The organism is Kitasatospora arboriphila (assembly GCF_039528095.1).
Taxonomy (GTDB): Bacteria; Actinomycetota; Actinomycetes; order Streptomycetales; family Streptomycetaceae; genus Kitasatospora; species Kitasatospora arboriphila.
Map to the genome: position 1 here is coordinate 1 of NZ_BAAALD010000014.1, position 23,097 is coordinate 23,097.

Annotated in this window: 18 protein-coding genes; 10 read left to right on the plus strand and 8 right to left on the minus strand. The window is 74.3% G+C overall.

All coding sequences use genetic code 11. The annotated features are described in order from the left end of the window. A partial coding sequence (locus tag ABD353_RS10315; protein WP_344623201.1) for an ATP-dependent helicase occupies positions 1-3,978 on the minus strand: 3,978 nt, incomplete at its 3' end. A 236-nt stretch (positions 3,979-4,214) separates the two neighbouring features. Here ABD353_RS10315 and ABD353_RS10320 point away from each other — a divergent pair. The 6 genes from ABD353_RS10320 (at position 4,215) to rny (ending at position 11,226) form a co-directional block, all read left to right on the plus strand. Further along, a complete protein-coding gene (locus tag ABD353_RS10320) occupies positions 4,215-5,720 on the plus strand; it encodes a S8 family peptidase (RefSeq protein WP_344623202.1) in 1,506 nt (501 codons plus the stop codon). Between the two features lie 72 nt (positions 5,721-5,792). Beyond that, positions 5,793-5,987, plus strand: coding sequence for a DUF3046 domain-containing protein (locus tag ABD353_RS10325; RefSeq protein WP_344623203.1), 195 nt, complete (start codon positions 5,793-5,795; stop codon positions 5,985-5,987). 90 nt (positions 5,988-6,077) lie between these two features. Beyond that, positions 6,078-7,358 (plus strand): AI-2E family transporter, encoded by a 1,281-nt coding sequence (locus tag ABD353_RS10330; RefSeq protein WP_425555114.1) that lies wholly within the window; start codon positions 6,078-6,080, stop codon positions 7,356-7,358. Positions 7,359-7,506: 148 nt separating this feature from the next. Beyond that, positions 7,507-8,619 carry a recombinase RecA gene (recA, locus tag ABD353_RS10335; protein ID WP_344623204.1) on the plus strand — a complete coding sequence of 371 codons (1,113 nt, stop codon included), beginning with the start codon at positions 7,507-7,509 and terminating at the stop codon, positions 8,617-8,619. Positions 8,620-8,626: 7 nt separating this feature from the next. Further along, the gene (locus ABD353_RS10340; protein WP_344623205.1) at positions 8,627-9,556 is read left to right on the plus strand and encodes a RecX family transcriptional regulator; all 930 of its coding nucleotides are present in this window, start codon (positions 8,627-8,629) and stop codon (positions 9,554-9,556) included. Positions 9,557-9,771: 215 nt separating this feature from the next. Continuing rightward, on the plus strand, positions 9,772-11,226 hold the full coding sequence (gene rny, locus ABD353_RS10345; protein WP_344623206.1) for a ribonuclease Y: 1,455 nt from the start codon (positions 9,772-9,774) through the stop codon (positions 11,224-11,226). Positions 11,227-11,272: 46 nt separating this feature from the next. Here the strand turns inward: rny and ABD353_RS10350 are convergent, their stop codons facing one another. The 5 genes from ABD353_RS10350 to ABD353_RS10370 form a co-directional block, all read right to left on the minus strand. Next, on the minus strand, positions 11,273-13,054 hold the full coding sequence (locus ABD353_RS10350; protein WP_344623207.1) for an FAD-dependent monooxygenase: 1,782 nt from the start codon (positions 13,052-13,054) through the stop codon (positions 11,273-11,275). A gap of 95 nt (positions 13,055-13,149) precedes the next feature. After that, on the minus strand, positions 13,150-13,983 hold the full coding sequence (locus ABD353_RS10355) for an amino acid ABC transporter permease (RefSeq protein ID WP_344623208.1): 834 nt from the start codon (positions 13,981-13,983) through the stop codon (positions 13,150-13,152). Then, entirely contained in the window at positions 13,980-14,630 is a 651-nt protein-coding gene (locus ABD353_RS10360; RefSeq protein WP_344623209.1) for an amino acid ABC transporter permease, read from the minus strand. The genes ABD353_RS10355 and ABD353_RS10360 overlap by 4 nt, the downstream gene beginning before the upstream one ends. 46 nt (positions 14,631-14,676) lie before the next feature. Further along, positions 14,677-15,582 carry a glutamate ABC transporter substrate-binding protein gene (locus tag ABD353_RS10365; RefSeq protein ID WP_030272562.1) on the minus strand — a complete coding sequence of 302 codons (906 nt, stop codon included), beginning with the start codon at positions 15,580-15,582 and terminating at the stop codon, positions 14,677-14,679. A 128-nt stretch (positions 15,583-15,710) separates the two neighbouring features. Further along, a complete protein-coding gene (locus ABD353_RS10370) occupies positions 15,711-16,484 on the minus strand; it encodes an amino acid ABC transporter ATP-binding protein (protein WP_425555115.1) in 774 nt (257 codons plus the stop codon). 479 nt (positions 16,485-16,963) lie between these two features. On the opposite strand from ABD353_RS10370, the gene ABD353_RS10375 reads away from it, so the two are divergent. Further along, a complete protein-coding gene (locus tag ABD353_RS10375; protein WP_344623210.1) occupies positions 16,964-17,761 on the plus strand; it encodes a response regulator transcription factor in 798 nt (265 codons plus the stop codon). Between the two features lie 7 nt (positions 17,762-17,768). Beyond that, positions 17,769-19,199 carry a sensor histidine kinase gene (locus tag ABD353_RS10380; protein ID WP_344623211.1) on the plus strand — a complete coding sequence of 477 codons (1,431 nt, stop codon included), beginning with the start codon at positions 17,769-17,771 and terminating at the stop codon, positions 19,197-19,199. 42 nt (positions 19,200-19,241) lie between these two features. On the opposite strand, the gene ABD353_RS10385 is transcribed toward ABD353_RS10380, so the two are convergent. Then, positions 19,242-20,270: a TAXI family TRAP transporter solute-binding subunit gene (locus ABD353_RS10385; RefSeq protein ID WP_344623212.1), complete on the minus strand. Its 1,029-nt coding sequence runs from the start codon at positions 20,268-20,270 to the stop codon at positions 19,242-19,244. Between the two features lie 72 nt (positions 20,271-20,342). On the opposite strand from ABD353_RS10385, the gene miaB reads away from it, so the two are divergent. Next, the gene (gene miaB / locus ABD353_RS10390) at positions 20,343-21,833 is read left to right on the plus strand and encodes a tRNA (N6-isopentenyl adenosine(37)-C2)-methylthiotransferase MiaB (protein WP_344623288.1); all 1,491 of its coding nucleotides are present in this window, start codon (positions 20,343-20,345) and stop codon (positions 21,831-21,833) included. Between the two features lie 139 nt (positions 21,834-21,972). After that, a complete protein-coding gene (locus ABD353_RS10395; protein ID WP_344623213.1) occupies positions 21,973-22,671 on the plus strand; it encodes a class III extradiol ring-cleavage dioxygenase family protein in 699 nt (232 codons plus the stop codon). A gap of 45 nt (positions 22,672-22,716) precedes the next feature. Here ABD353_RS10395 and ABD353_RS10400 read toward each other — a convergent pair whose 3' ends face one another. After that, a complete protein-coding gene (locus ABD353_RS10400; protein WP_344623214.1) occupies positions 22,717-22,947 on the minus strand; it encodes an antitoxin in 231 nt (76 codons plus the stop codon). Positions 22,948-23,097 lie beyond the last annotated feature (150 nt).

Here is a 23,097-nt window from a genome sequence, read left to right on the forward strand (position 1 = left end):
GGTGGGGGCCCCGGGCAGCACCGCCCGGGGGCCGGCGGGGGGGGGGGGGGGGGGGGGGGGGGTCCCGTAGGGCCGGCCGGCGACGCCGAAGCGGCCGCGCGGGGTGGCGCGCGGCGCCCGGTGCGCCGTCGACCCGGCGGTGCGGCCGGAGCCGAGCAGTGCGCGCAGCGGGGCGAGCGAGTCGTTGGTGACGTACCCGGCCCAGACCAAGTCCCAGAGCGCGTCGGCGAGGGCCGTCTCGGGGGTGTCCGGCTGCCGGTCGGCGAGCTGGCGGAAGAGCAGGCCGTACCCGCCGGAGAGGGCCTCCAGCAGGTCGGTGTGGACGGGGGTGAGGGCGGGCGGCACCGGCTCGGGGCGCAGCAGGTGGGCGTTCTCGGCGAGGTGGAGGCTGATCCAGCCGTCCTTGCCGGGCAGGGCGCCGGCGCCGGCCCAGCCGACCTCGCCGGCGACCATCAGCTCGTTGAGCATCTCGGGGGTGTAGTCGTTCAGCCGGGCCGGGAGGACCAGCTTCTCCAGGGCGGAGGCGGGCAGGGCGGTGCCCTGGAGCTGTTCGACCACCCGGTAGAGGCCGTCGAGGCCGCGCAGCCGGTGCCCGGCGAGGTGCTGCCACTGCGGCAGGAAGGCGGCCAGCGAGCGGGGCGGCACCGGCTCGACCTCCTGGCGGAGGGCGGCGAGCGAGCGGCGCCGCAGCCGGCGCAGCACCTCGGCGTCGCACCACTCGACGGTGGCGGTGTGGCCCTCGACCGGCCGGAACCCGCCCTGGACGAGGCGGCCGGCGGCGGTGAGCCGGTGCAGGGTGCCGGTGACGACCGCGGAGCCGAGGCCGAAGCGGGCGGCGGCCTCGGGGGCGGTGAACGGGCCGTGGGTGCGGGCGTAACGGGCGAGCAGGTCGCCGAGCGGGTCCTTGACCGGTTCGGTGAAGGCCTCGGGGACGCCGACCGGCAGGGGGGTGCCGAGGGCGTCGCGTAGCCGGCCGGCGTCCTCGATCGCGGCCCAGCGCAGCTCGCCGCCGATCCGGACCTGGATGGCCCGGCGGGCGGACTCAAGCTCCAGAGACCAGAGCGTTTCAGCGCCGCGGACGGTGAGTTCGGCCTCGGAGAGCGGGCCGAGCAGCCGCAGCGCGTCGGCGACGCCCTCGGCGTCCTTGATCCGCCGCTCCGGGGTGAGGCGCTGGAGTTCGGCCTCCAGCTGGGCGAGGACCTCCGGGTCGAGGAGTTCGCGCAGTTCGGCCTGACCGAGCAGTTCGGACAGCAGCCGGGAGTCGAGGGAGAGCGCGGCGGCGCGGCGCTCGGCGAGCGGGGAGTCGCCCTCGTAGAGGAACTGGGCGACGTAGCCGAAGAGCAGCGAGCGGGCGAAGGGGGAGGGCTCGGGGGTGGTGACCTCGACCAGGCGGACGGCGCGGGACTCCAGGTCGCCCATGAGTTCGACCAGGCCGGGCACGTCGAAGACGTCCTGCAGGCACTCGCGGACGGCCTCCAGCACGATCGGGAAGGAGCCGTACTCGGCGGCGACCTCCAGCAGTTGGGAGGCGCGCTGGCGCTGCTGCCAGAGCGGGGTGCGGCGGCCGGGGCTGCGGCGGGGCAGCAGCAGGGCCCGGCCGGCGCACTCGCGGAAGCGGGAGGCGAACAGCGCGGAGCCGCCGACCTGGTCGGTGACGAGCTGTTCGATCTCGGTGCTGTCGAAGAGCGCGGCGTCCGCGCCGACCGGGGCCTCGTCGGGGGGCGGCGCGTCGGGGGAGGGGAAGTCCAGCAGGTCGGCGTCGGGCAGCCGCAGCACGATGCCGTCGTCGGCGTGCATGACCTGCGGGTCGAGACCGTGCTTCTCGCGCAGCCGGGCGCCGAGGGCGAGCGCCCAGGGGGCGTGCACCTGGGCGCCGAAGGGGGAGTGGACGACGATCCGCCAGTCGCCGAGCTCGTCGCGGAAGCGTTCGACGACGATGGTGCGGTCGTCCGGCAGGTGCCCGCAGGCGGCGCGCTGCTCGGCGAGGTAGGTGAGCAGGTTGCCGGCGGCCCAGTCGTCGAGGCCGGCGGCCTTCAGCCGCTCGGTGGCCCGCTCGGGCGGGAGCGAGCCGAGCTCGCGGACGAAGGCGCCGACGGCGCGGCCGAGTTCGAGCGGGCGGCCGAGGGTGTCGCCCTTCCAGAAGGGCAGCCGACCGGGCACGCCGGGGGCGGGGGTGACGAGGACCTTGTCGTGGGTGATGTCCTCGATCCGCCAGGAGGTGGTGCCCAGGGTGAAGACGTCGCCCACCCGGGACTCGTAGACCATCTCCTCGTCGAGCTCGCCGACCCGGCCGCCGCCCTTCTTCCCGGTCTTCGAATCGGCGCCGGTGGTGCCGGCGATGAACACGCCGAACAGGCCGCGGTCGGGGATGGTGCCGCCGGAGGTGACGGCGAGCCGCTGGGCGCCGGGCCTGCCGGTGACGGTGCCGGCGACGCGGTCCCACACCAGGCGGGGACGCAGCTCGGCGAAGGCGTCGGACGGGTACCGCCCGGCGAGCATGTCGAGGACGCCGTCGAACGCGGACTGCGGCAGGGAGGCGAAGGGGGCGGCCCGGCGGACGAGGGCGAGCAGCTCGTCGACGTCCCAGGTGTCCAGGGCGGTGACGGCGACCAGCTGCTGGGCGAGGACGTCCAGCGGGTTGCGGGGGATCCGCAGCGCCTCGATCCGGCCGGCGCGCATCCGCTCGGTGACGACGGCGGACTGCACCAGGTCGCCGCGGTACTTGGGGAAGACGACGCCGGTGGAGACCGCGCCGACCTGGTGGCCGGCCCGGCCGACGCGCTGCAGGCCGGAGGCGACCGAGGGCGGGGACTCGACCTGGACGACCAGCTCGACGGCGCCCATGTCGATGCCGAGCTCCAGGCTGGAGGTGGCGACCACGGCGGGCAGCCGGCCGGCCTTGAGGTCCTCCTCGACCTGGGCGCGCTGCTCCTTGGAGACCGAGCCGTGGTGGGCGCGGGCGATCAGCGGCGGGGCGCCGCCGGCGGCGCCGGAGCCGCCCATCAGCTGGGCGGGGGCGTGCGCCTCGGGCAGCGGTTCGCCGGTGGCGCGCTCGTGGGCGATCTCGTTCAGCCGGTTGCAGAGGCGCTCGGCGAGGCGGCGGGAGTTGGCGAAGACGATGGTCGAGCGGTGCGCCTGGACGAGGTCGACGATGCGCTCCTCGACGTGCGGCCAGATCGAGGCCTGCCGTGCGGGGTCGTTGTCGTCGCCGCCGGCGGAGGGCAGTTCGTCGAGGTCGGCGACCGGGACGACCACCGACAGGTCGAACTCCTTGGCGGCGGGCGGCTGGACGACGACCGCGCCGCGCTGCGGGCTGAGGAAGCGGGCGACCTCCTCGACCGGCCGGACGGTGGCGGACAGGCCGATCCGGCGGGCCGGCGCGTCCAGCAGTGCGTCCAGCCGCTCCAGGCTGAGCGCGAGGTGGGCGCCGCGCTTGGTGCCGGCGACCGCGTGCACCTCGTCGAGGATCACCGTGTCGATGCCGCGCAGCGCGTCCCGGGCGGCCGAGGTGAGCAGCAGGAAGAGCGACTCGGGGGTGGTGATGAGGATGTCCGGCGGGTGGGAGGCGAAGCGGCGCCGGTCGGCGGCGGGGGTGTCGCCGGAGCGGATGCCGACCTCGATCTCCGGCTCGGGCCGGCCGAGCCGGACGGAGGCCTGGCGCAGGCCGGTGAGCGGGGCGCGGAGGTTGCGCTCGACGTCCACCGCGAGGGCCTTCAGCGGCGAGATGTAGAGCACCCGGCAGCGGCGCTTGGGGTCGGCCGGCGACGGGGTGGAGGCGAGCCGGTCCAGCGCGGAGAGGAAGGCCGCCAGGGTCTTGCCGGAGCCTGTGGGGGCGACGACCAGGACGTCGGTGCCCCGGCCGATGGCCGTCCAGGCCTCGGCCTGGGCGGCGGTGGGCGCGGTGAAGGCGCCGGTGAACCAGGCCCTGGTGGCCGGGGCGAATCCGGCGAGGGCGTCCGCGGGGCTGTGCTGCGCCATGCCCCCATGGTGCCCGGTGCCACTGACAGGGCGGGTCCGCCGACAGGGCGGGTCCACCGGCAGGCACTCCGCCGCCGGGCACTCCGTCTGCCGCAACCCGGGGAGCAGAATCGGACATTTCACTCATATGGTGAAGATTCAGTCACACTTTCCGGAGCTGCCGCGCTCCGGGAGGAGGACTCCACCAGCTCGGTCGGGCCGCCCCGCGCCCCGTCCCGCGGAGAGCGGAGGTCGCCATGGAACCGGGTGCCCCGGCGACCGGCAGCCCCGCCCGCGGACGCCGCCGACTCCTCCAGCTGCTGCTGGCGATGCTGCTCGTCGCCCTGGTCGTCGGCGGCGCCGTCCCCTACGTCTCCGGCGCGGGCCGGGCCTACCTCAGCTACCTGGTGCTCGCCGAGCGGCAGGACGCCGACGGCGCCTCGCTCGCCGCGGCCGAGGCCCGGGCGGCCGGCGGACGGGTCGTCCAGGACTACCCCCAGATCGGCGCGGTGCTCGCCTACGCCTCCGGCGGCTTCGCCCAGCGGCTGCGCGAACGGCCCGGCATAGCCGCCGTCGGGGCCACCCGCACCGCCACCGTGCCGAGCCCGCCCGGCCCGCTCACCGGCGCCGACTTCCGCCCCGCCAACGAGGCCGCGGCCGCCGCCGACGACGCCCAGGGCAGCCTCTCCGACCCGGCCGAGCAGGACGACTGGAACCTCGCCATGATCGGCGCCGGGGACCCGCAGACCGCCTCCGCCGCACTGCTGCGCACCCCCGCCGCGGACCGTGCCGGAGCCGCGTCCGCGCCGACCGCCGCCGCCCTGCGCGGCGTGCTCGTCGCCGTGCTCGACTCCGGCGTCGACGACACCCACCCGGACCTGCGGGACGCGGTCGACCCGCGGGCCTCGGTCTCCTGCGCCGACGGGCGCCCGGACGCCCGCTACGGCGCCTGGCGGCCCGACGAGGGCGTCTCCGAGAGCGGCCACGGCACCCACGTGGCCGGCACCGTCGGCGCCGCCCGGGACGGCCGCGGCGTCACCGGCGTCGCCCCCGGCGTCCGGATCGCCGCCGTGCGGCTGCTCGGCCCGCTCGGCCAGTACTACGCCGAGAACATCGTCTGCGGCATGCTCTGGGCCGCCGACCACGGCGCCCGCGCGATCAACGACAGCTACTTCGCCGACCCGTGGAAGTACAACTGCCCCGAGGACCCGGACCAGGCCGCCCTCACCCAGGCCGTCGGCCGGGCCGTCGCCTACGCCCAGAAGCGCGGCTCGGTCGTCGTCGCCTCGGCCGGCAACGACAGCCAGGACCTCGCCGCCGACCGCGACGACCGGCGCAGCCCCAACGACCGCCTCTCCGGCCCGCCGCAGGACCGCCACCTCGGCACCGAGTGCATCCGGCTGCCCGGGGAGCTGCCGGGCGTGGTCACCGTCAGCGCCGTCGACCGCGCCGGGGTGCCGGCCGGCTACACCAACTACGGCGGCGTCACCATCGCCGCGCCCGGCGGCGACCCCGACGGCGGGGCGGACGGCGCGATCGTCTCCGACTGGCCGGGCGACCGGTACGCGGCGCTCGCCGGTACCTCGATGGCCGCCGCGCACGTCACCGGAGCCGTCGCGGTGGTGGCCGCCGAGCACCCCGGCTGGGGGCCCGACCGGATCACCGGCGAACTGGAGTCGGCCGCCGCCGCCAACTGCCCGACCGGGCCGGACACCTGCGGCGACCGCAGGTTCTACGGCGCCGGCCTGCTCGCGCTGCCCTGAGGGCCCGCGGCTCCCGCCGGGCCGGGAGCCGCCCGCGGCCGGTGCCGACCCGGCTCGGGGATACTGGGTGCCATGAGGCTGACCGAGTTCTGGCGACGGATGAACGAGCACTTCGGCGAGGCGTACGCGGAGTCCTTCGCGCGGGACCACGTGATGAGCGAGCTCGGCGGCCGGACGGTGCAGCAGGCGCTGGACGGCGGCTGGGAGGCCAAGGACGTCTGGCGGGTGGTCTGCGGCAGCCAGGGGGTCCCCGCCCGGCTGCGCTGAGCCGCGGGGCCGCGCCGACCCGCCGGGCCGGCGGGTCGGCGCGGCCGCAATTCCGGAAACGCCGTCCGTCCGATGGGCGAGACTTGGCGGGTGGACAGCAGCCCAGAACAGCAGAGCAGCCAGGTGCCCGGGGCACCGGAAGGACGGCCCGCCCGCGACGAATGGTTCGGCCGCAGACCCCAGCTGCGCGGCGGGGCCATGCCGCGCTGGCTGCCCCGGGCGATGGTGCTCGCCCTGGTGCTGGTCGGCCTCTTCCAGCTCGCCGACTGGGCGTTCCACCAGCTGATCGACCTCTTCGTCATGCTGCTGGTGGCCTTCTTCCTCTCGCTGGCCATGGAGCCGGCGGTGGACCGGATGGCGGCCCGCGGGGTGCGCCGCGGGCTCGGCACCTTCCTGGTGTTCATCGCCGCGGTGGTCGCGGTCGGCGGCTTCCTCGCCGCGCTCGGCACGCTGCTCGTCGACCAGGTCACCCGGGTCGCCGGCGAGCTGCCGCACCTGCTGGAGAACCTGATCGGCTGGATCAACCGGACCTTCCACCAGGACCTCTCGCTGGACGAGCTGCAGAAGCGGGTGCTCAAGGACTCCGGGACGGTCGAGAAGTACGCCCAGCAGGCGGCCGGCAACGTCTGGGGCGTCTCCAGCACCGTGATCGGCGGCCTCTTCCAGCTCTTCACCGTCGGCCTGTTCAGCTTCTACTTCACCGCCGACGGCCCGCGGGTGCGGCGCACCGTCTGCTCGCTGCTGCCGCCCGCCAAGCAGGGCGAGGTGCTGCGCGCCTGGGAGATCGCGCTCGCCAAGACCGGCGGCTACCTGTACTCCCGGGCGCTGCTCGCGCTCATCTCGACGCTGGCGCACTGGCTGGTCTTCCAGATCCTCGGCCTGCCGTACGCGGCCGCGCTCGGCGTCTGGGTCGGCGTGATGTCGCAGTTCGTGCCGACCATCGGCACCTACATCGCGGGTGCGCTGCCGGTGCTGGTCGCGCTGACCGGGCAGTCGGTGGACGCGGTCTGGGTGCTCGGCTTCGTCATCGTCTACCAGCAGGTCGAGAACTACCTGCTGCACCCGCGGATCACCGCGAAGACGGTGGACGTGCACCCCGCGGTGGCGTTCGGCTCGGTGATCGCCGGGGCGGCGCTGCTCGGCGCGGTGGGCGCGCTGATCGCCATCCCGGCCGCGGCCACCCTGCAGGGATTCGTCGGCACCTACGTGCGCCGCTACGAGGTGGCGACCGACCCGCGGATCGACCGCGGGGAGGAGCGGAAGGAACGCCGGGAGCGCAGGCGGCAGGCCGCGCGCCGTCTGCGGCGCATGATGCGGACCGGATCCGCGGACGATTCCGCAGGTCGGGACAGGCGGGACGGGGAGGAGTAGGAGTCCCCGCAATATTCGAACGATTGTTCTCTATACTTGTGGGCGGCGAGTTTTCCACAGGCGCGGCCCGATCCGGGTCGATTGTCGGTGGGACGCGCTAGCGTCGAGGACGATGAAGCGCACAGCACAGAACCCGAGGGTGGAAGCCATGGCAGGAACGGACCGCGAGAAGGCCCTTGAGACCGCACTCGCCCAGATCGAGCGGCAGTTCGGCAAGGGCTCGGTGATGCGCCTCGGCGAGAAGGCCAACGAGCCCATCGACGTGATCCCGACCGGCTCCACCGCGCTGGACGTCGCGCTCGGCGTCGGCGGCATCCCGCGCGGCCGCGTGGTCGAGATCTACGGCCCGGAGTCCTCCGGCAAGACGACGCTGACGCTGCACCTCGCCGCCAACGCGCAGAAGGCCGGCGGCACCGTCGCCTTCGTCGACGCCGAGCACGCCCTCGACCCCGAGTACGCCAAGAAGCTCGGCGTCGACACCGACGCCCTGCTGGTCAGCCAGCCGGACACCGGTGAGCAGGCGCTGGAGATCACCGACATGCTGATCCGCTCCGGCGCGATCGACCTGGTGATCATCGACTCGGTCGCCGCGCTCGTGCCGCGCGCCGAGATCGAGGGCGAGATGGGCGACTCGCACGTCGGCCTCCAGGCCCGGCTCATGAGCCAGGCCCTGCGCAAGATCGCCGGCGCGCTCAACCAGTCGAACACCACCGCCATCTTCATCAACCAGCTGCGCGAGAAGATCGGCGTCATGTTCGGCTCCCCGGAGACCACGACCGGTGGCCGGGCGCTGAAGTTCTACGCCTCCGTCCGCCTGGACATCCGCCGCATCGAGACCCTGAAGGACGGCACCGAGGCGGTCGGCAACCGCACCCGCGTCAAGATCGTCAAGAACAAGGTCGCGGCCCCGTTCAAGCAGGCCGAGTTCGACATCCTCTACGGCGTCGGCATCAGCCGCGAGGGCGGCCTGATCGACATGGGCGTCGAGCACGGCTTCATCCGCAAGTCCGGCGCCTGGTACACCTACGAGGGCGACCAGCTCGGCCAGGGCAAGGAGAACGCCCGCAACTTCCTGCGGGACAACCCGCAGCTCGCCGACGAGATCGAGCGGAAGATCAAGGGCAAGCTCGGCATCGGCCCGAAGACCGAGGCGCCGGCCGACGCCGACGCCAACGCCGCGGCACCGGCCGCCGAGGTCCCGGCTGCGGCGCCGGCCACCAAGACCGCCGCCAAGAAGACCGTGGCCGCCGCGAAGGCCTGATCCGCCGATGCACATCCCCGACCGCCCATCGGGCTCGGCCGCACCCGCCGCCGAGCCCGATGACGCCGGACCGCCCGACTGGTTCGCCGCCGTCGCCCTCCCCGAGGAGGAGCCGGAGGCCGACGGACCGTCCGGGCCCGACGACCACGACGGCCCCGCGCCGAGCCTCGCCGAGGTGCCGGGCCTGCGCTCGGCCTCCGCGCTGCCCGCCGGCCGCCGGCGCCGACGCAGCGCGCTCGCCCCGGAAGAGGGCGAACCGCCCGCCGAGGAGGCGGCCCCGCAGTCCCGGCGTGCACGCTCACCGCGGTCGGACCGCGGTGACAGCACCGACGGTGCCGACCGTGGTGGTCGTGCCGAACGACCGGGCGGACGCCGTCGGCGGTCCGATCCCGCAGAGCGGGGCGACCGGTCCTCCGACGCCGCCCCACGCCGACGCGCCGAGGAATCCGCCGACCCCGCCGGCCGGGCCCGCGACATCTGCCTGCGCCTGCTCACCGGCAGCCCGCGTACCCGCAAGCAACTCGCCGACGCCCTGCGCAAGCGGGAGATCCCCGACGACGTCGCCGAGGAGGTGCTCTCCCGCTACGAGGAGGTCGGGCTGATCGACGACGCCGCCTTCGCCGCCGCCTGGGTGGACGCCCGGCACGGCCGCCGCGGCCTCGCCCGCCGCGCCCTCGCCCAGGAGTTGCGCACCCGCGGCGTCTCCGGCGACCTCGTCGAGGAGGCGCTGACCCGGGTCGACTCTGACGACGAGGCCGAGGCCGCCCGCGCCCTGGTCGACCGCAAGCTCCGCACCACCCGCGGTCTGGAGCCGCAGGCCCGCACCCGCCGACTGGTCGGCATGCTCGCCCGCCGCGGCTACTCCGAGGGCCTCGCCTTCCGCGTCGTCCGGGAGGCACTGGGGGAGGAGAGTGAAGGCCTCGGCGAGGATTGGTGACGGATCATCAGTCATCGGCATCAACTCTCGATCGCATCTTGACCGTTTCGTAACCTGCGCTTAGCCTCGCAAGCAGTGAGGGATCACTTCGATCACGCTACGGCCTGCCGTGCGCAGGATCGGTCGGAGTCGGTTCCGCGTACCACCCCCCGGTCCCCGGCAGTTCCCTCACCGCCGCACCGACACAGCGCGCAGGCACGGGGAGTGAGGCCGGGATGAGGATCGCGATGGGCACCGGATCGGTCGCCTCCCTGCTGCTGACCGCCGTCCTCTGCCTCGTCCTGGCCCTCACCTGGCTGATGATCCGGCGTCTGCAGGCCGCCCAGCGCCGCGCCGTCGGCGAGGCCGAGCGGGCGCGCACCTGGGCCGAGACCCAGGCCGCCCAGCTGCGCGCCGAACTCGACCGCCGCGAGGAGCGGTTGGCCGAGGAACTGCGCCGGCTGCGCGCCCAGGAGGACGAACTCGACCGCCGCGCCACGGAACTGGACACCACCCGGGCCGAACTCGCCGAGCTGGAGACCGATCGGCGCCGCGCGCTGGAGACCGCCGCCGGGCTGACCGCCGCCCGCGCCCGGGAGGAACTCACTCGCGCCGTCGAGTCGGAGGCCCGCCGGGACGCGGCCGTCACCGTCCGGGAGATCGAGCGCCGGGCCAAGACCGAGGGCGACCAGCGGGCCCGCGAGATCATCGCCGGTTCGATCCAGCGGCTGGCCGCCGAGCAGACCGCCGACACCGTGGTGGCCGCCTTCAAGCTGCCCAACGAGGACATGAAGGGCCGGGTGATCGGCCGCGAGGGCCGCAACATCCGGGCCTTCGAGGCCGTCACCGGGGTCAACCTGATCGTCGACGACACCCCCGAACTCGTCCAGCTCTCCTGCTTCGACCCCGTCCGCCGGGAGGCCGCCCGGCTGACCCTGGAGGCGCTCACCGCCGACGGCCGGATCAACCCGCTGCGGATCGAGGAGGTCCACGAGCGCAGCCGCGCCGAGGTCGAGCGGCTCTGCGTGCGGGCCGGTGAGGACGCCCTGCTCGCCGTCCAGCTCGACGGCATGGAGCCGGAGCTCGTCCGGACCCTCGGCACCCTGCGGTACCGGACCTCGTACGGGCAGAACGTGCTCGGGCACCTGGTGGAGTCCGCGCACATCGCCGGCATGATGGCGGCCGAACTCGGCGTCGACCAGGACCTGGTGAAGCGCTCCGCGCTGCTGCACGACATCGGCAAGGCGCTCAGCCACGAACTGCCGGGCAGCCACGCCGCGATCGGCGCGGAGTTCGCCCGCCGGCACGGCGAGTCCGCCGAGGTGGTGCACGCGATCGAGGCCCACCACGGCGAGGTCGACCCCAAGACGGTCGAGGCGGTGCTCACCCAGGCCGCGGACGCCTGCTCCGGCGGCCGCCCCGGTGCCCGCCGGGAGTCGCTGGAGGCGTACGTCCGGCGGCTGGAGCGGCTGGAGGAGATCGCCCGCTCGCACGAGGGTGTCTCCAAGGTCTTCGCGATGCAGGCCGGGCGCGAGGTGCGGGTGATGGTCCAGCCCGAGAAGGTCGACGACCTGCGGGCCAAGACCATCGCCCGGGAGGTCGCCCGGCAGGTCCGCGAGGAGCTGACCTACCCGGGGCAGATACGGATCACCGTGGTCCGCGAGAGCCGGGCCACCGAGTTCGCCCGCTGAGCCCTGCGGCGTCCCTGCGGCGTCCCTGTGCCCTCCCTGCGGCGCGTCAGCGGCGGCCCGCGCCGTCCCGGGCAGCCTTCTCCCGGGCGGCGTCCTCCCGGGCCGCGGTCTTCCGTGACGCCGCATCCGGATCGCGTTCCGGCGTCCGGTCGGCGCCGGCGCCGCCGGCCGGGAGCTGGGCCGGCCCGCCGCGGGCGCCCTCCGCGAGGCTGCGCAGCTCCTCGGCCCGGCAGCCCTGGGTGGTGCCGACCAGGTGCCCGTCCGGGCGCACCAGCAGCACGGTGTGCGGCTCGGCCCCCGGGTACTCCTCGGTGACCAGCACCTCGGCCGGGACGGGCAGCGCCGCGGCCACCTCGGTGAGCCGCGGCATCATCCCGGCGCCCAACCAGTGCCGGGACGACCAGACGGCCGTGCCGGGCGCGACCAGCACCAGCAGGAAGCCCAGCCCGAGCCGGGCGCGCAGCCGGTCCGGCGTGCCCTCGGTGGTGACCACCGCCAGGTCGGGCACCTGCACGCCCGGCGCGGTCGGCGGCAGGTTCTCGGTGAGCGAGGTGGCACGGGCCGCGCGCTGCTCCGGGACCTGCCCGGGCACCCCGGACGGGGCGGCCGGGTAGGCGGGTGCGCCGCCGAAGCGGCCGGTGCCGAGCTGGCCGTCCGCCAGCAGCGGCGCGTGCTTGCGGAACGAGCCGGTGAACATCGACCGCCGGGTCTGCTGCCAGCCGCGCAGCGGCCGCAGCAGCGGCATCGCCTGGTCCACCGCGCGCAGCCGGGCGCCGACGGCGCTGCGCCGCTCGGCCTCGTAGCCGTCCAGCAGCGCCCCGCCGGGCTGCGGCCCGCCGGAGGGGAGGTGCCAGGCCAGGGCGAGCCGCCAGGCCAGGTTGTCGGCGTCGCGGAGCCCGTCGACGAGGTTCTGCATGCCGAGGGCGCCGTGCAGGTGGGCGGCGTCGCCGGCGAGGAAGCAGCGGCCGGAGCGGAACCGGGCGGCGAGCCGCTGCTGGGCGGTGTGGTCGGCGGCCGCGAGCAGCTCGTACGCGGGGAGTTCGCCGCACCAGCCGGTGAGGGCGGCGCGGACCCGGGTGAGCAGGGTGTCGCCGGTGACGATGCCGGGCCAGGTGGCGTGCGGGTCGACCGGTTCAGTCGGGGCGGGGCGGCCCGGGGGCAGCCGCCAGTCGAGGCGCCACAGGCCGTCGGGCAGCGGGCGGGCGGAGGCCTCGCGGTCGCCGCGCCACGGGGGTTCGCGGTGCAGCCGGGCCTCGCCGGGGAAGGGCAGGTCGACGCGGACGGTGGCGACCGCGTGCCGGTCGACGGCGGGCCGGCCGGGGAAGCGGATCTTCAGCAGCTTGCGGACGGTGGAGCGGGCGCCATCGCAGCCGACCAGGTGGCTGCCGCGCCACCAGGTGGAGGCGCCGTCACGGGTGCCGGTGGTGCGGACGCTGACGCCGTCCCGGTCCTGTTCGAGTTCGACGACGCGGGTGAGCGGCGCCAGCTGGATCAGCGGGGTGGCGGTGACCGCGTCGCGCAGGCCGCGCTGCAGCCGGTGCTGCGCGAGGTGCAGCACCGGCTCCTCGTCGAGCGGGATCCGCAGGACCTCGGCGCGTCGGCGCCAGACCGTGAAGGCGTCCCAGCGGGCCGCGTCGGAGGCGGCCCGGGTGTAGCCGAGGCGTTCGAGCAGGGCGGTGGTGTCGGGGCCGAGGACGACGGTGCGAGGGCTCTCCGGGCAGAGGCCCGCGCCCTCGTCGAGGACGATGCTCGGCACCTCGTGCCGGGCCAGGGCCAGGGCGAGCGACAGCCCGACCGGCCCGGCCCCGACGACGATCACCGGGTCCACGCGGGGACCTCCGGGCGTGCGGGATCAGCATGTGCCGCGGGGGTGGTCCCTGGTGGTGTCACGAAGAGCAATGCAACAGATCGCCTGGGTTGACGTCAAGCAGCAGCAGGTGTGCGCCGGTTCGCGCCGCGTCGGCCGCGCGCCTCGAGCCACTTGGCGAGGCCGGTGAGGGCGAGGCACAGGCCGATGTAGAGCGTGCCGACGACGATCACCACGGGGATGTACGGATAGCCCGTGGAGTTGCTGGCGATCAGCTTGCCCGCGTAGAGCAGCTCGGGGTAGGTGATGACGAAGCCGAGCGAGGTGTCCTTGAGGGTGACCACCAGCTGGCCGATCATCGCCGGGAGCATCGACCGGACCGCCTGCGGCACCAGGATCAGCGCCATGACCTGGGTCTTGCCCATGCCCAGGGCGTAGGCGGCCTCGCCCTGGCCGCGGGGCAGCGCGAGGATGCCGGTGCGCATGATCTCGGCCTGGACGGCGCCGTTGTAGAGGGTGAGCCCGAGGACGAGGGCCGGCATCGGCTCCGAGGGGAACACCGCGTGGTACAGCGCGAAGATCATGATGAGCAGCGGCATGGCGCGGAAGAACTGCACCAGGGCCGAGGACACCGCGCGCACCGGGAGGTGGTCGGAGAGCCGGCCGGCGGCCAGCAGCGCGCCGAGCACGATCGACAGCACACCGGCCAGCGCGAAGACCTTGAGGGTGGCCACCATGCCGTCGAGGATGCGCTGCTGCACGGCCGTGTACTGGAACGGGTCCCACAGCTGGGGGTCGAACTGCCCGGCCGCGTCCAGCTTGGCGTACACGTACCAGCCGAGGCCGGCGATGGCGAGCAGCGACAGGACGCCGAACAGCCGGTAGCGGAGCGTGGCCTTCGGGCCGGGGGTGTCGAAGAGGACGGTCGCGGTGGCGGTGCGGGTGCTCATCGGACCACCGCCAGGCGGCTCTCCAGGAACCGGAACACACCGCCGACGGTGAAGCTGACCAGCAGGTAGGCCAGCGCCACCCAGAAGAAGATCGCGAGGATGGCGTACCCCTTGTCGCTCAGTGTCGCCTGCACGCTGTAGAGCTCGGCGACGCTGAACGCGCCGGCGATCGCCGAGTTCCTCGGGAGGGCGATGAAGATGCTGCTCATCGGCGGCAGCACGGTGCGGGCCGCCTGCGGCAGCACGACGTGGAGGAGGGTCTGGCCGAAGGACATGCCCAGGCTGCGGGCGGCCTCGGCCTGCCCGAAGGGCACCGTGTTGATGCCCGAGCGCAGCACCTCGCAGACGAACGAGCCGGTGTAGGCGCTGAGCGCGATCACCGCGAAGGTGAAGTTGTCGAAGTGCACGTCCAGCCGCGGGAGTCCGAAGATCACCGCGAAGAACAGCAGGGTCAGCGGGGTATTCCGGAAGGTGTTCACCCACACGGTGCCGAACACCCGCAGCGCCGGGACCGGGGAGACCCGGAAGGCCGCCAGTACGGTGCCGAGCAGCAGCGCGAACAGCGCACTCACCGCGCTGAGCTCGATCGTCTGCAGGAAACCGTCGCGGAAGAGCGCGAAGTTGTCGCCCTCGAACAGTATGCCCACGCCGGCGGCCCTCCTCTCTAGGTCGTTCGGCCGGTCCCGGACCGGATCAGTAGCGCTCGAGCGGCGGCACGGCCGGGGCGGCGGCACCGGACAGGCCGAGCGTCGCGTCGTACGCCTTCTTCCAGTCGCCGTTGTCCTCGTGGGCCTTCAGCGCGTTGTTGATGGCGTCCCGCAGCACCTTGTCGTCGTGGTTCAGGCCCACGCCGTACTTCTCGGCGGAGAAGGTCTTGCCGACGACCTTGAGCTTGCCGGCGTTCTTGGCGCCGAAGCCCTTGAGGATCGCGTCGTCGGTGGTGACCGCGTCGATCTCGCCGGTCAGCAGCTTGTCGACGCACTGGGCGTAGTTGTCGTACTGGACGACCTTCTTGCCCTCGCCGACGTACTTCTGGATCTGGGTCACCGAGGTGGAACCGGTCACCGAGCAGACGTTCTTGCCCGCGACCGACTCCGGGCCGGTGATGGCGGTGTTGTCCTTCTTCACCAGCAGGTCCTGGCCGGCGATGTAGTACGGGCCGGCGAAGGAGACCGAGGCCTTGCGCTTGTCGTTGATGCTGTAGGTGCCGACGTAGTAGTCGATGCCGCCGCCGCTGATCTCTGTCTCGCGGTTGGCGGAGACGACGGTCTTGAAGTCGATCTGGTCGGGCGCGAAGCCCAGGTCGGCCGCGATCATCTTGGCGATCTCGATGTCGAAGCCGGTGCGGGTGTTGGCGGTGACGTCCTCGAAGCCGAGGTACGGCTGGTCCGCCTTGGCACCGATGGTGAGCTTGCCCTTGGCCTTGGCCTTCTTCCACACCGGCGAGGCGTCCAGGTTGGCGGACTTGTTCACGGCGTAGGTGGGCAGGGTCGGCGCGGCGGCGTCGGAGCCGGCCGGCGAGCCGTCCTTGCCGCAGGCGGCGACGGCGGTCAGCGCGAGCACCGACAGGGCGGCGGCGATGGTGCGACGAGTCCTCATGAGGGTTGGCTCTCCTCGGTAGTGGCCACCGGACGACCGGGGGCCGGGCTGGACCTTCCGTGACTGCGGCCGGGCACCCCGTCGGGCCCGGCCGCTCTGGGTCGGCGCGCAGAGGGGCGCCGCGGCGTTCAGTGACTCAGGATCTTGGACAGGAAGTCCTTGGCGCGGTCCGTCCGCGGGGCGGTGAAGAACGCGTCCGGGGTGTTCTCCTCGACGATCCGGCCGTCCGCCATGAACAGCACCCGGTTGGCGGCGGAGCGGGCGAAGCCCATCTCGTGCGTGACCACGACCATCGTCATGCCCTCGGCGGCGAGCTGGCGCATGACCTCCAGCACCTCGGTGACCATCTCCGGGTCGAGCGCGGAGGTCGGCTCGTCGAAGAGCATCACCTTCGGCCGCATCGCCAGCGCCCGGGCGATCGCCACGCGCTGCTGCTGGCCGCCGGAGAGCTGCGCCGGGTACTTGTCCGCCTGGGCGCCCACGCCGACCCGCTCCAGCAGCTCGCGGGCGGTGGCCTCGGCCTGGGCGCGCGCGACACGGCGCACCTTCACCTGGGCCAGGACGACGTTCTCCAGCACCGTCTTGTGCGCGAAGAGGTTGAAGCTCTGGAACACCATGCCGACCTCGGCGCGCAGCCGGGCCAGCTCCTTGCCCTCCGCAGGCAGCGGCCGGCCGTCGATGGTGATGGTGCCCGAGTCGATCGTCTCCAGCCGGTTGATCGTCCGGCAGAGCGTCGACTTGCCGGAGCCGGACGGCCCGATCAGCACCACGACCTCGCCCTGGCGGATGCTCAGGTCGACGTCCTGCAGCACGTGGAGGGCGCCGAAGTGCTTGTTGACGCCGGACAGCACCACCAGCGGAGCGGTTGCGGCCGCGGCATCGGTGACGGCGGTCTCGGTCATCGCGCGGTAGCTCCTCGTCTCTGACCCGGGGTGAACTCCCGCGGGTGGCAGTGCTGGTGGTGCGAAGTGGATCGACCTGGTGCGTCGAACTGGTGCCGGGGGCCGGAGCCGGCGGAGCCCGCAGCCCCCGGTGGGCCGACCATAGGAGGCCCGACGATGCCATGTCAGTCGATCTGAGCGGAACTTGAGGATCACGATCAGGCCACGCACGGCCGCCGGGAGGTCACCCTGCGCACCGGGACGGGGCCGGACGGCTCCGGGTATCGGCTCGGTAACGGCCCGCGGCCGCGGCCCCCGGCGACCGGCCGTGTGCGGTGCGATGGGCCGGGGCGGCGCGTCCGCCCCGCAGACGCCGGTGTCGCCGCCCCCGGGGCGGACGGCACAATACTCCGAACCGCGTGGCCGTACCGGTCGGGCCGCCCACCCGGCACACTGGCCGGACAGGCCACCGCGGCAACGGGAGAAATGGGAGGTACCGGATGCGACTGCTGCTCGTCGAGGACGACGACCGGGTCGCCGCCGCGCTCACCGCTGTCCTGGGCCGGCACGGCTTCCAGGTCAAGCACGCGCGCAGCGGGCACGAGGCGCTGGACGCGCTCGTGCCCGACGGCAACGATCCGTTCCGGGTGGTGCTGCTCGACCTCGGGCTGCCGGACCGGGACGGCTTCGAGGTGTGCAGCCGGATCAGGGCCGGCAGCGGCGTCCCGGTGATCATGGTGACCGCCCGGGCCGACATCCGCTCCCGGATCCACGGCCTCAACCTCGGCGCCGACGACTACATCACCAAGCCCTACGACATGGGCGAGCTGCTCGCCCGGATCCACGCCGTCTCCCGCCGCGGCCTGCCCGCCGCCCCGGCCGGCCCGGCCGAGCAGGCCGGCGGACCGCTCGCCTCCCGCGGCATCGTGATCGACCGCGAGCGCCGCCGGGTCAGCGTGCAGGGCCGCGACGTGCCGCTCACCCGCAAGGAGTTCGACCTGCTGGCGCTGCTCGCGCAGAGCCCCGGCGTGGTCTACCGCCGCGAGCAGATCTTCAGCGAGGTCTGGCGCAGCGGCTGGGAGGGCAACGGCCGCACCCTGGAGGTGCACATCGGCTCGCTGCGCACCAAGCTCGGCCTGCCCGGCCTCGTCGAGGCCGTCCGCGGCGTCGGCTACCGGCTGATCGCCGAGCAGCCCGCGGACGACGCCGACCGGGCCGCACCGGCCGGGGCCCCGGGCACCGCCGGCACGGACGCCGCCGGTACGGACAACGCCGGCACCGGCACCGCGGAGCGCTGAGCCCGACGTGCAGAACCGCCTGCTCGGCATCCTGCTCTCCCTGATGGCCTGCGTGCTGGCGGCCCTCGGGCTGCCGCTGGCCGCCGCCGTCGCCGCGGCCGAGCAGAGCCGGGTGGTGGTCGACCGGATCGACGACGCCGCCCGCTTCGCCCAGGACCTGCCGACCCAGGGCCGGGCGGGCTCCGACACCGCCGTCAAGGGCGGCACCGAGCCCGACGCCGGGGACACCACACGGCTGCGCATGCTCGCCCTGGAGGCCTCCCGCTACCACGACCTGTACGGCGCCCGGGTCGGCATCTTCCAGCGGGACGGCAGCTCCGTCGCCGTCGCCCCGGTCGGCTGGACGGTGCCCGAGGAGGGCCCCGGCGCGCAGGCCTTCCAGGAGGCGCTGGACGGGCGGCGCAGCCACAACCCGCCGCAGGTCTGGCCGTGGACCCCGGACCGCACCATCACCGTCGCCCTGCCGGTGGTCCGCGACGGCGACGTGGTCGCCGTGGTGATCACCGAGTCGCCGACCGGCCCGATGCGCGCCCGGGTGCTGCACAGCTGGCTGTGGATCGGCGCCGGCGAGGCGCTCGCCATGATCGTCGCCGTGCTGCTCGCCCTCCGGCTGACCGGCTGGGTGCTGCGGCCCGTCCGCACCCTCGACCGGGCCACCCACGACATCGCCACCGGCCGGCTCAACGCACGGGTCGCCGCCAGCGGCGGCCCGCCGGAGCTGCGCCGCCTCGCCCGCTCCTTCAACGACATGGCCGACCACGTGGTGCTCGCCATCGACCAGCAGCGGGCCTTCGTCGCCGACGCCTCGCACCAGCTGCGCAACCCGCTGGCGGCCCTGCTGCTGCGGGTGGAGCTGCTCGGCCTGGAGCTGCCCGAGCGGCACCAGGGGGAGGTCGGCGCCGTCCGTGAGGAGGGCATCCGGCTGGCCCGGGTGCTGGACGACCTGCTGGGCCTGGCCACCGCCGAGCACGCCCGCCCGGAGCCCGAGCCGGTGGACCTCACCGCGCTGGTGCTCGCCCGGGTCGACGCCTGGCGCCCGGTCGCCGACCAGCGCGGCATCGACCTGGCCTGGGACGGCCCCCCGGTCGCGTACGGGCTGGCCGACCCGATCGGCTTCGGCAGCGCGCTGGACGCGGTGCTGGACAACGCCCTGAAGTTCACCCCGTCGGGGCGCCGGGTGGCCGTCGACACGGTGCTGCGCAAGCGCGAGGTCAGCGTGGCGGTGACCGACTCCGGCCCCGGGCTCACCGAGGAGGAGCTCGGCCGGATCGGCGACCGCTTCTGGCGCAGCCCCCGCCACCAGAACGTGGACGGCTCCGGGCTGGGCCTGTCCATCGCCCGCACCCTGCTGCTCGCGGGCGGCGGCTCGCTGGACTTCGCCCCGGCCGAGCCCGGCGGGCTGACCGTGGTGCTGTCCGTGCCGCGCCGCCGCGACTGAGACCCCGCCCGGCGGCGGCCGTGGCCCTGGTCCTGCGGTCCCTCAGGGCTTGATCGAGGTGTAGTACCGCCGGGCGCCCTCGTGCAGGGGCAGCGGGTCGGTGTAGACGGCGGTGCGCAGGTCCACCAGCTGCGCGGCGTGCACCTGGGAGCCGATGGTGTCCCGGCTGTCGATCACCGCCCGGGTCACCCCCTGCACCAGGTCGGGGTCCACGTCGTCGCGGGTGACCAGCAGGTTCGGCACCGCGACCGTCGGCACCGCGGTGCCGGCCGGCTCGGCCTTCGGGTAGGCGTCCTTGGGGATGGTCGCGGCCCGGTACGCGTCGGTGCCGCCGCCGCCCTCCTGCTGGTGCAGCGCCTCGGCGAGGTCGGCCAGCGGCACGATCCGGATCCGGTAGCGCTCCGACAGGTCGGTGAGCGCGTTGGTCGGCAGGCCGCCGGACCAGAAGAACGCGTCGATCCGGCCGTCCCGCAGCTGGTCCGCCGCGTCGCCGACGCCCAGCAGCGCCGGCCGGACGTCCTTGTCGATGTCCAGGCCGGCCGCGGCCAGCAGCTTGCGGGTGACGAGGTTCACGCCGGACTTCTCCTGGCCCACCCCGACCCGCAGCCCCCGCAGGTCGGCCGTCCGCCGCACCTTGGAGTCGGCGGGCACCACCAGCTGCAGGTAGTCGTCGTAGAGCCGGGCGATCGCCCGCAGGTGCCACTTGGACGGGCTGTTGAAGCCCGCCACCGCGTCCGCCGTCGAGATCGCGAAGTCGTCCCGGCCGGCGGCCACCCGCTCCAGGTTGTCCACCGACCCCTGGGAGTTGTCCAGGCGCATCCGCACCCCGGGCATCGCCGTGGAGACGTAGCCCTGCAGCAGCTGCCCGTAGCGGTCGTACACGCCGCGCTGCACGCCGGTCGAGAAGCCGATCTCGCCCTTCGGGTAGCCGGGCGAGGCGCTGGAGGACAGCCACCACCCGGTGAGGGCGCCCGCCACCAGCAGCAGCACCAGGCCGATCGGCACCGGCCGGCGGCGGGCGGCGCGGCGCACGGCGGCACCGAACCGGGCGGGTATCGAGGACTGGGCCATGCAGGGATACTGCCAGGCCGGACGGCCCGGCGGGAGGGCCGTCCCACTGCCCGTACCCTTGCAGGCGTGGGTATGGAGGAGAGCTTGCGAACTTACAAGGTCGTCACGTACGGCTGCCAGATGAACGTCCATGACTCCGAGCGGCTGTCCGGCCTGCTGGAGGAGGCGGGCTACGCGAAGGCCGCCCAGGACGCCGACCCGGACCTGGTGGTCTTCAACACCTGCGCGGTCCGCGAGAACGCCGACAACAAGCTGTACGGCAACCTGGGCCGGCTGGCCCCCGTCAAGCAGCAGCACGAGGGCATGCAGATCGCCGTCGGCGGCTGCCTCGCCCAGAAGGACCGCGACACCATCGTCCGCAGGGCGCCCTGGGTCGACGTCGTCTTCGGCACCCACAACATCGGCCACCTCCCCGCCCTGCTGGAGCGGGCCCGGGTCGAGGAGCGGGCGCAGGTCGAGATCCTCGAATCGCTGGAGACCTTCCCCTCCACCCTGCCGACCCGCCGCGAGTCCGCCTACGCGGCCTGGGTCGCCATCTCGGTCGGCTGCAACAACACCTGCACCTTCTGCATCGTCCCGGCGCTGCGCGGCAAGGAGGAGGACCGCCGGCCCGGCGACATCCTCGCCGAGGTCGAGGCGCTGGTCGCCGAGGGCGTCGTCGAGGTCACCCTCCTCGGCCAGAACGTCAACTCCTACGGCTCCGACCTGGGCGACCGCGAGGCCTTCTCCAAGCTGCTGCGCGCCTGCGGCGACATCGAGGGCCTGGAGCGGGTCCGCTTCACCTCGCCGCACCCGCGCGACTTCACCGACGACGTGATCGCCGCGATGGCGGAGACGCCGAACGTGATGCACCAGCTGCACATGCCGCTGCAGTCCGGCTCGGACACCGTGCTCAAGGCGATGCGGCGCTCCTACCGGCAGGCGCGCTACCTGGAGATCATCCGCAAGGTCCGCGAGGCCATGCCGGACGCGGCGATCTCCACCGACATCATCGTCGGCTTCCCCGGCGAGACCGACGAGGACTTCGAGCAGACCCTGCACGTCGTCCGCGAGGCCCGCTTCACCAACGCCTTCACCTTCCAGTACTCCAAGCGGCCCGGCACCCCGGCCGCCGAGATGGACGGCCAGATCCCGAAGGCGGTCGTCCAGGAGCGCTACGACCGGCTGATCGCCCTCCAGGAGGAGATCTCCTGGGAGGAGAACAAGAAGCAGGTCGGCCGCCGGCTGGAGATCCTCGTCGCCGAGGGCGAGGGCAAGAAGGACGACCGGACGGACCGGCTCTCCGGCCGCGCCCCCGACAACCGGCTGGTGCACTTCACCCGGCCCGCGGAGGGCGTCCGGCCCGGCGACGTGGTGACCGTCGAGATCACCTACGCCGCCCCGCACCACCTCCTCGCGGAGGGCGCCCCGATCGGCGTCCGGCGCACCCGGGCCGGCGACGCCTGGGAGAAGCGGCAGGCCGCCCCGGCCGCCAAGCCGGCCGGCGTGATGCTCGGCCTCCCGACGATCGGCGCCCCGGTGCCGGCCGCGGCCCCGGCGGGGCCGGGGTGCGGCTGCGACTGACGTTCCCGTCGGGATCCGCGCGGCGGTCAGTGCCTTCCGCCGCGCGCGGTTTCCCCGCCCTCCGGCCGGGGGTGCCCACGTCGCCCCGTGGGGTTCGCCGCGGGTCTTCGGCGGGCCCGTGCCGACTAGAGTGATCGGCATGCTGGTTGCCGCCGCCGTGTGCCCCTGTCCGCCGTTGATCGTTCCGGAGGTGGCGGCCGGTGCCGCGCCCGAGCTCGACGGGCTGCGGGCCGCCTGCGCGGAGGCGGTGGGGGAGCTGCTCGACTCCGGGGCCGAGCTGATCGTCCTGGTCGGGACGGGCCCGAAGGCGGAGGTCTGGACGGAGGGCGGGGCCGGGTCGTTCCGCCGCTACGGGGTGGACCTCGCGGTGCGGCTGCCCGCCGCCGGCGTGTCCGGCCCCGAGCTCGCGCCCTCGCTGACCGTCGGCGCCTGGCTGCTCGCCGAGGCCGGCGCCGCGCTGCCCGCGCACGCCTGCGCCGTCCGCCCCGACACCGCCCCGGACCGCCTGGCCGGCCTCGGCAAGGGCCTGGCCGACCTCGCGGACCGGGTCGGCCTGCTGGTGCTGGGCGGCGGCAGCGCCTGCCGCTCGGTGAAGGCCCCGGGCTACTGGGATGAACGCTCCGAGGCCTACGACGCGGCGGTGTCGGCCGCCCTGGCCGCGGCCGGCACCGCCGCGCTGGCCGCCCTCGACCCGCAGCTCTCGGCCGAGCTGCAGGCCGACGGGCGGGCGCCCTGGCAGGTGCTGGCCGGCGCCGCCGAGGGCGCGGGCCTGGGCGGCCGGCTGCTCCACGACGAGGCCCCGTACGGCGTGGGCTACCTCGTGGCCTCCTGGCGCTGAGCCCCGGCCCCGGCCGCGCGGGTTCCGCCCCGCGGGGCGCCGCGGTCAGGAGGTCTTGCCCGCGTCCGGCTTGGTCGCGAAGTCGTTGACCATGTGCTTCGCCTTGGCCGTGCCGTGCTCGATCTTCTCGTGGTACTTGTGCTTGGTCGCCTTGTCGACGGCCTGGCCGGTCTTGTCGACGACGTCGTCGATCTTCTCCTCGTGCCGGCCGGTGAGTTCGCTCGCCTTGACCTTGAGCTCGTCGGCCTTGACCTTGAGGCTGTCCTTCAGTCCCATGGCTGGTCTCCTCGTCCGGTGGGGGAGGGCCGGACCCGGCGGGCCGGCGTCCCATTTCCTCCAACGCTCGGATGTGCCCGGTTGTTCTCCCCGACAAACCGGGCGTAATCGGACAAAACGATACGGTGGTGCGAACTCCGCCGCAGGGTT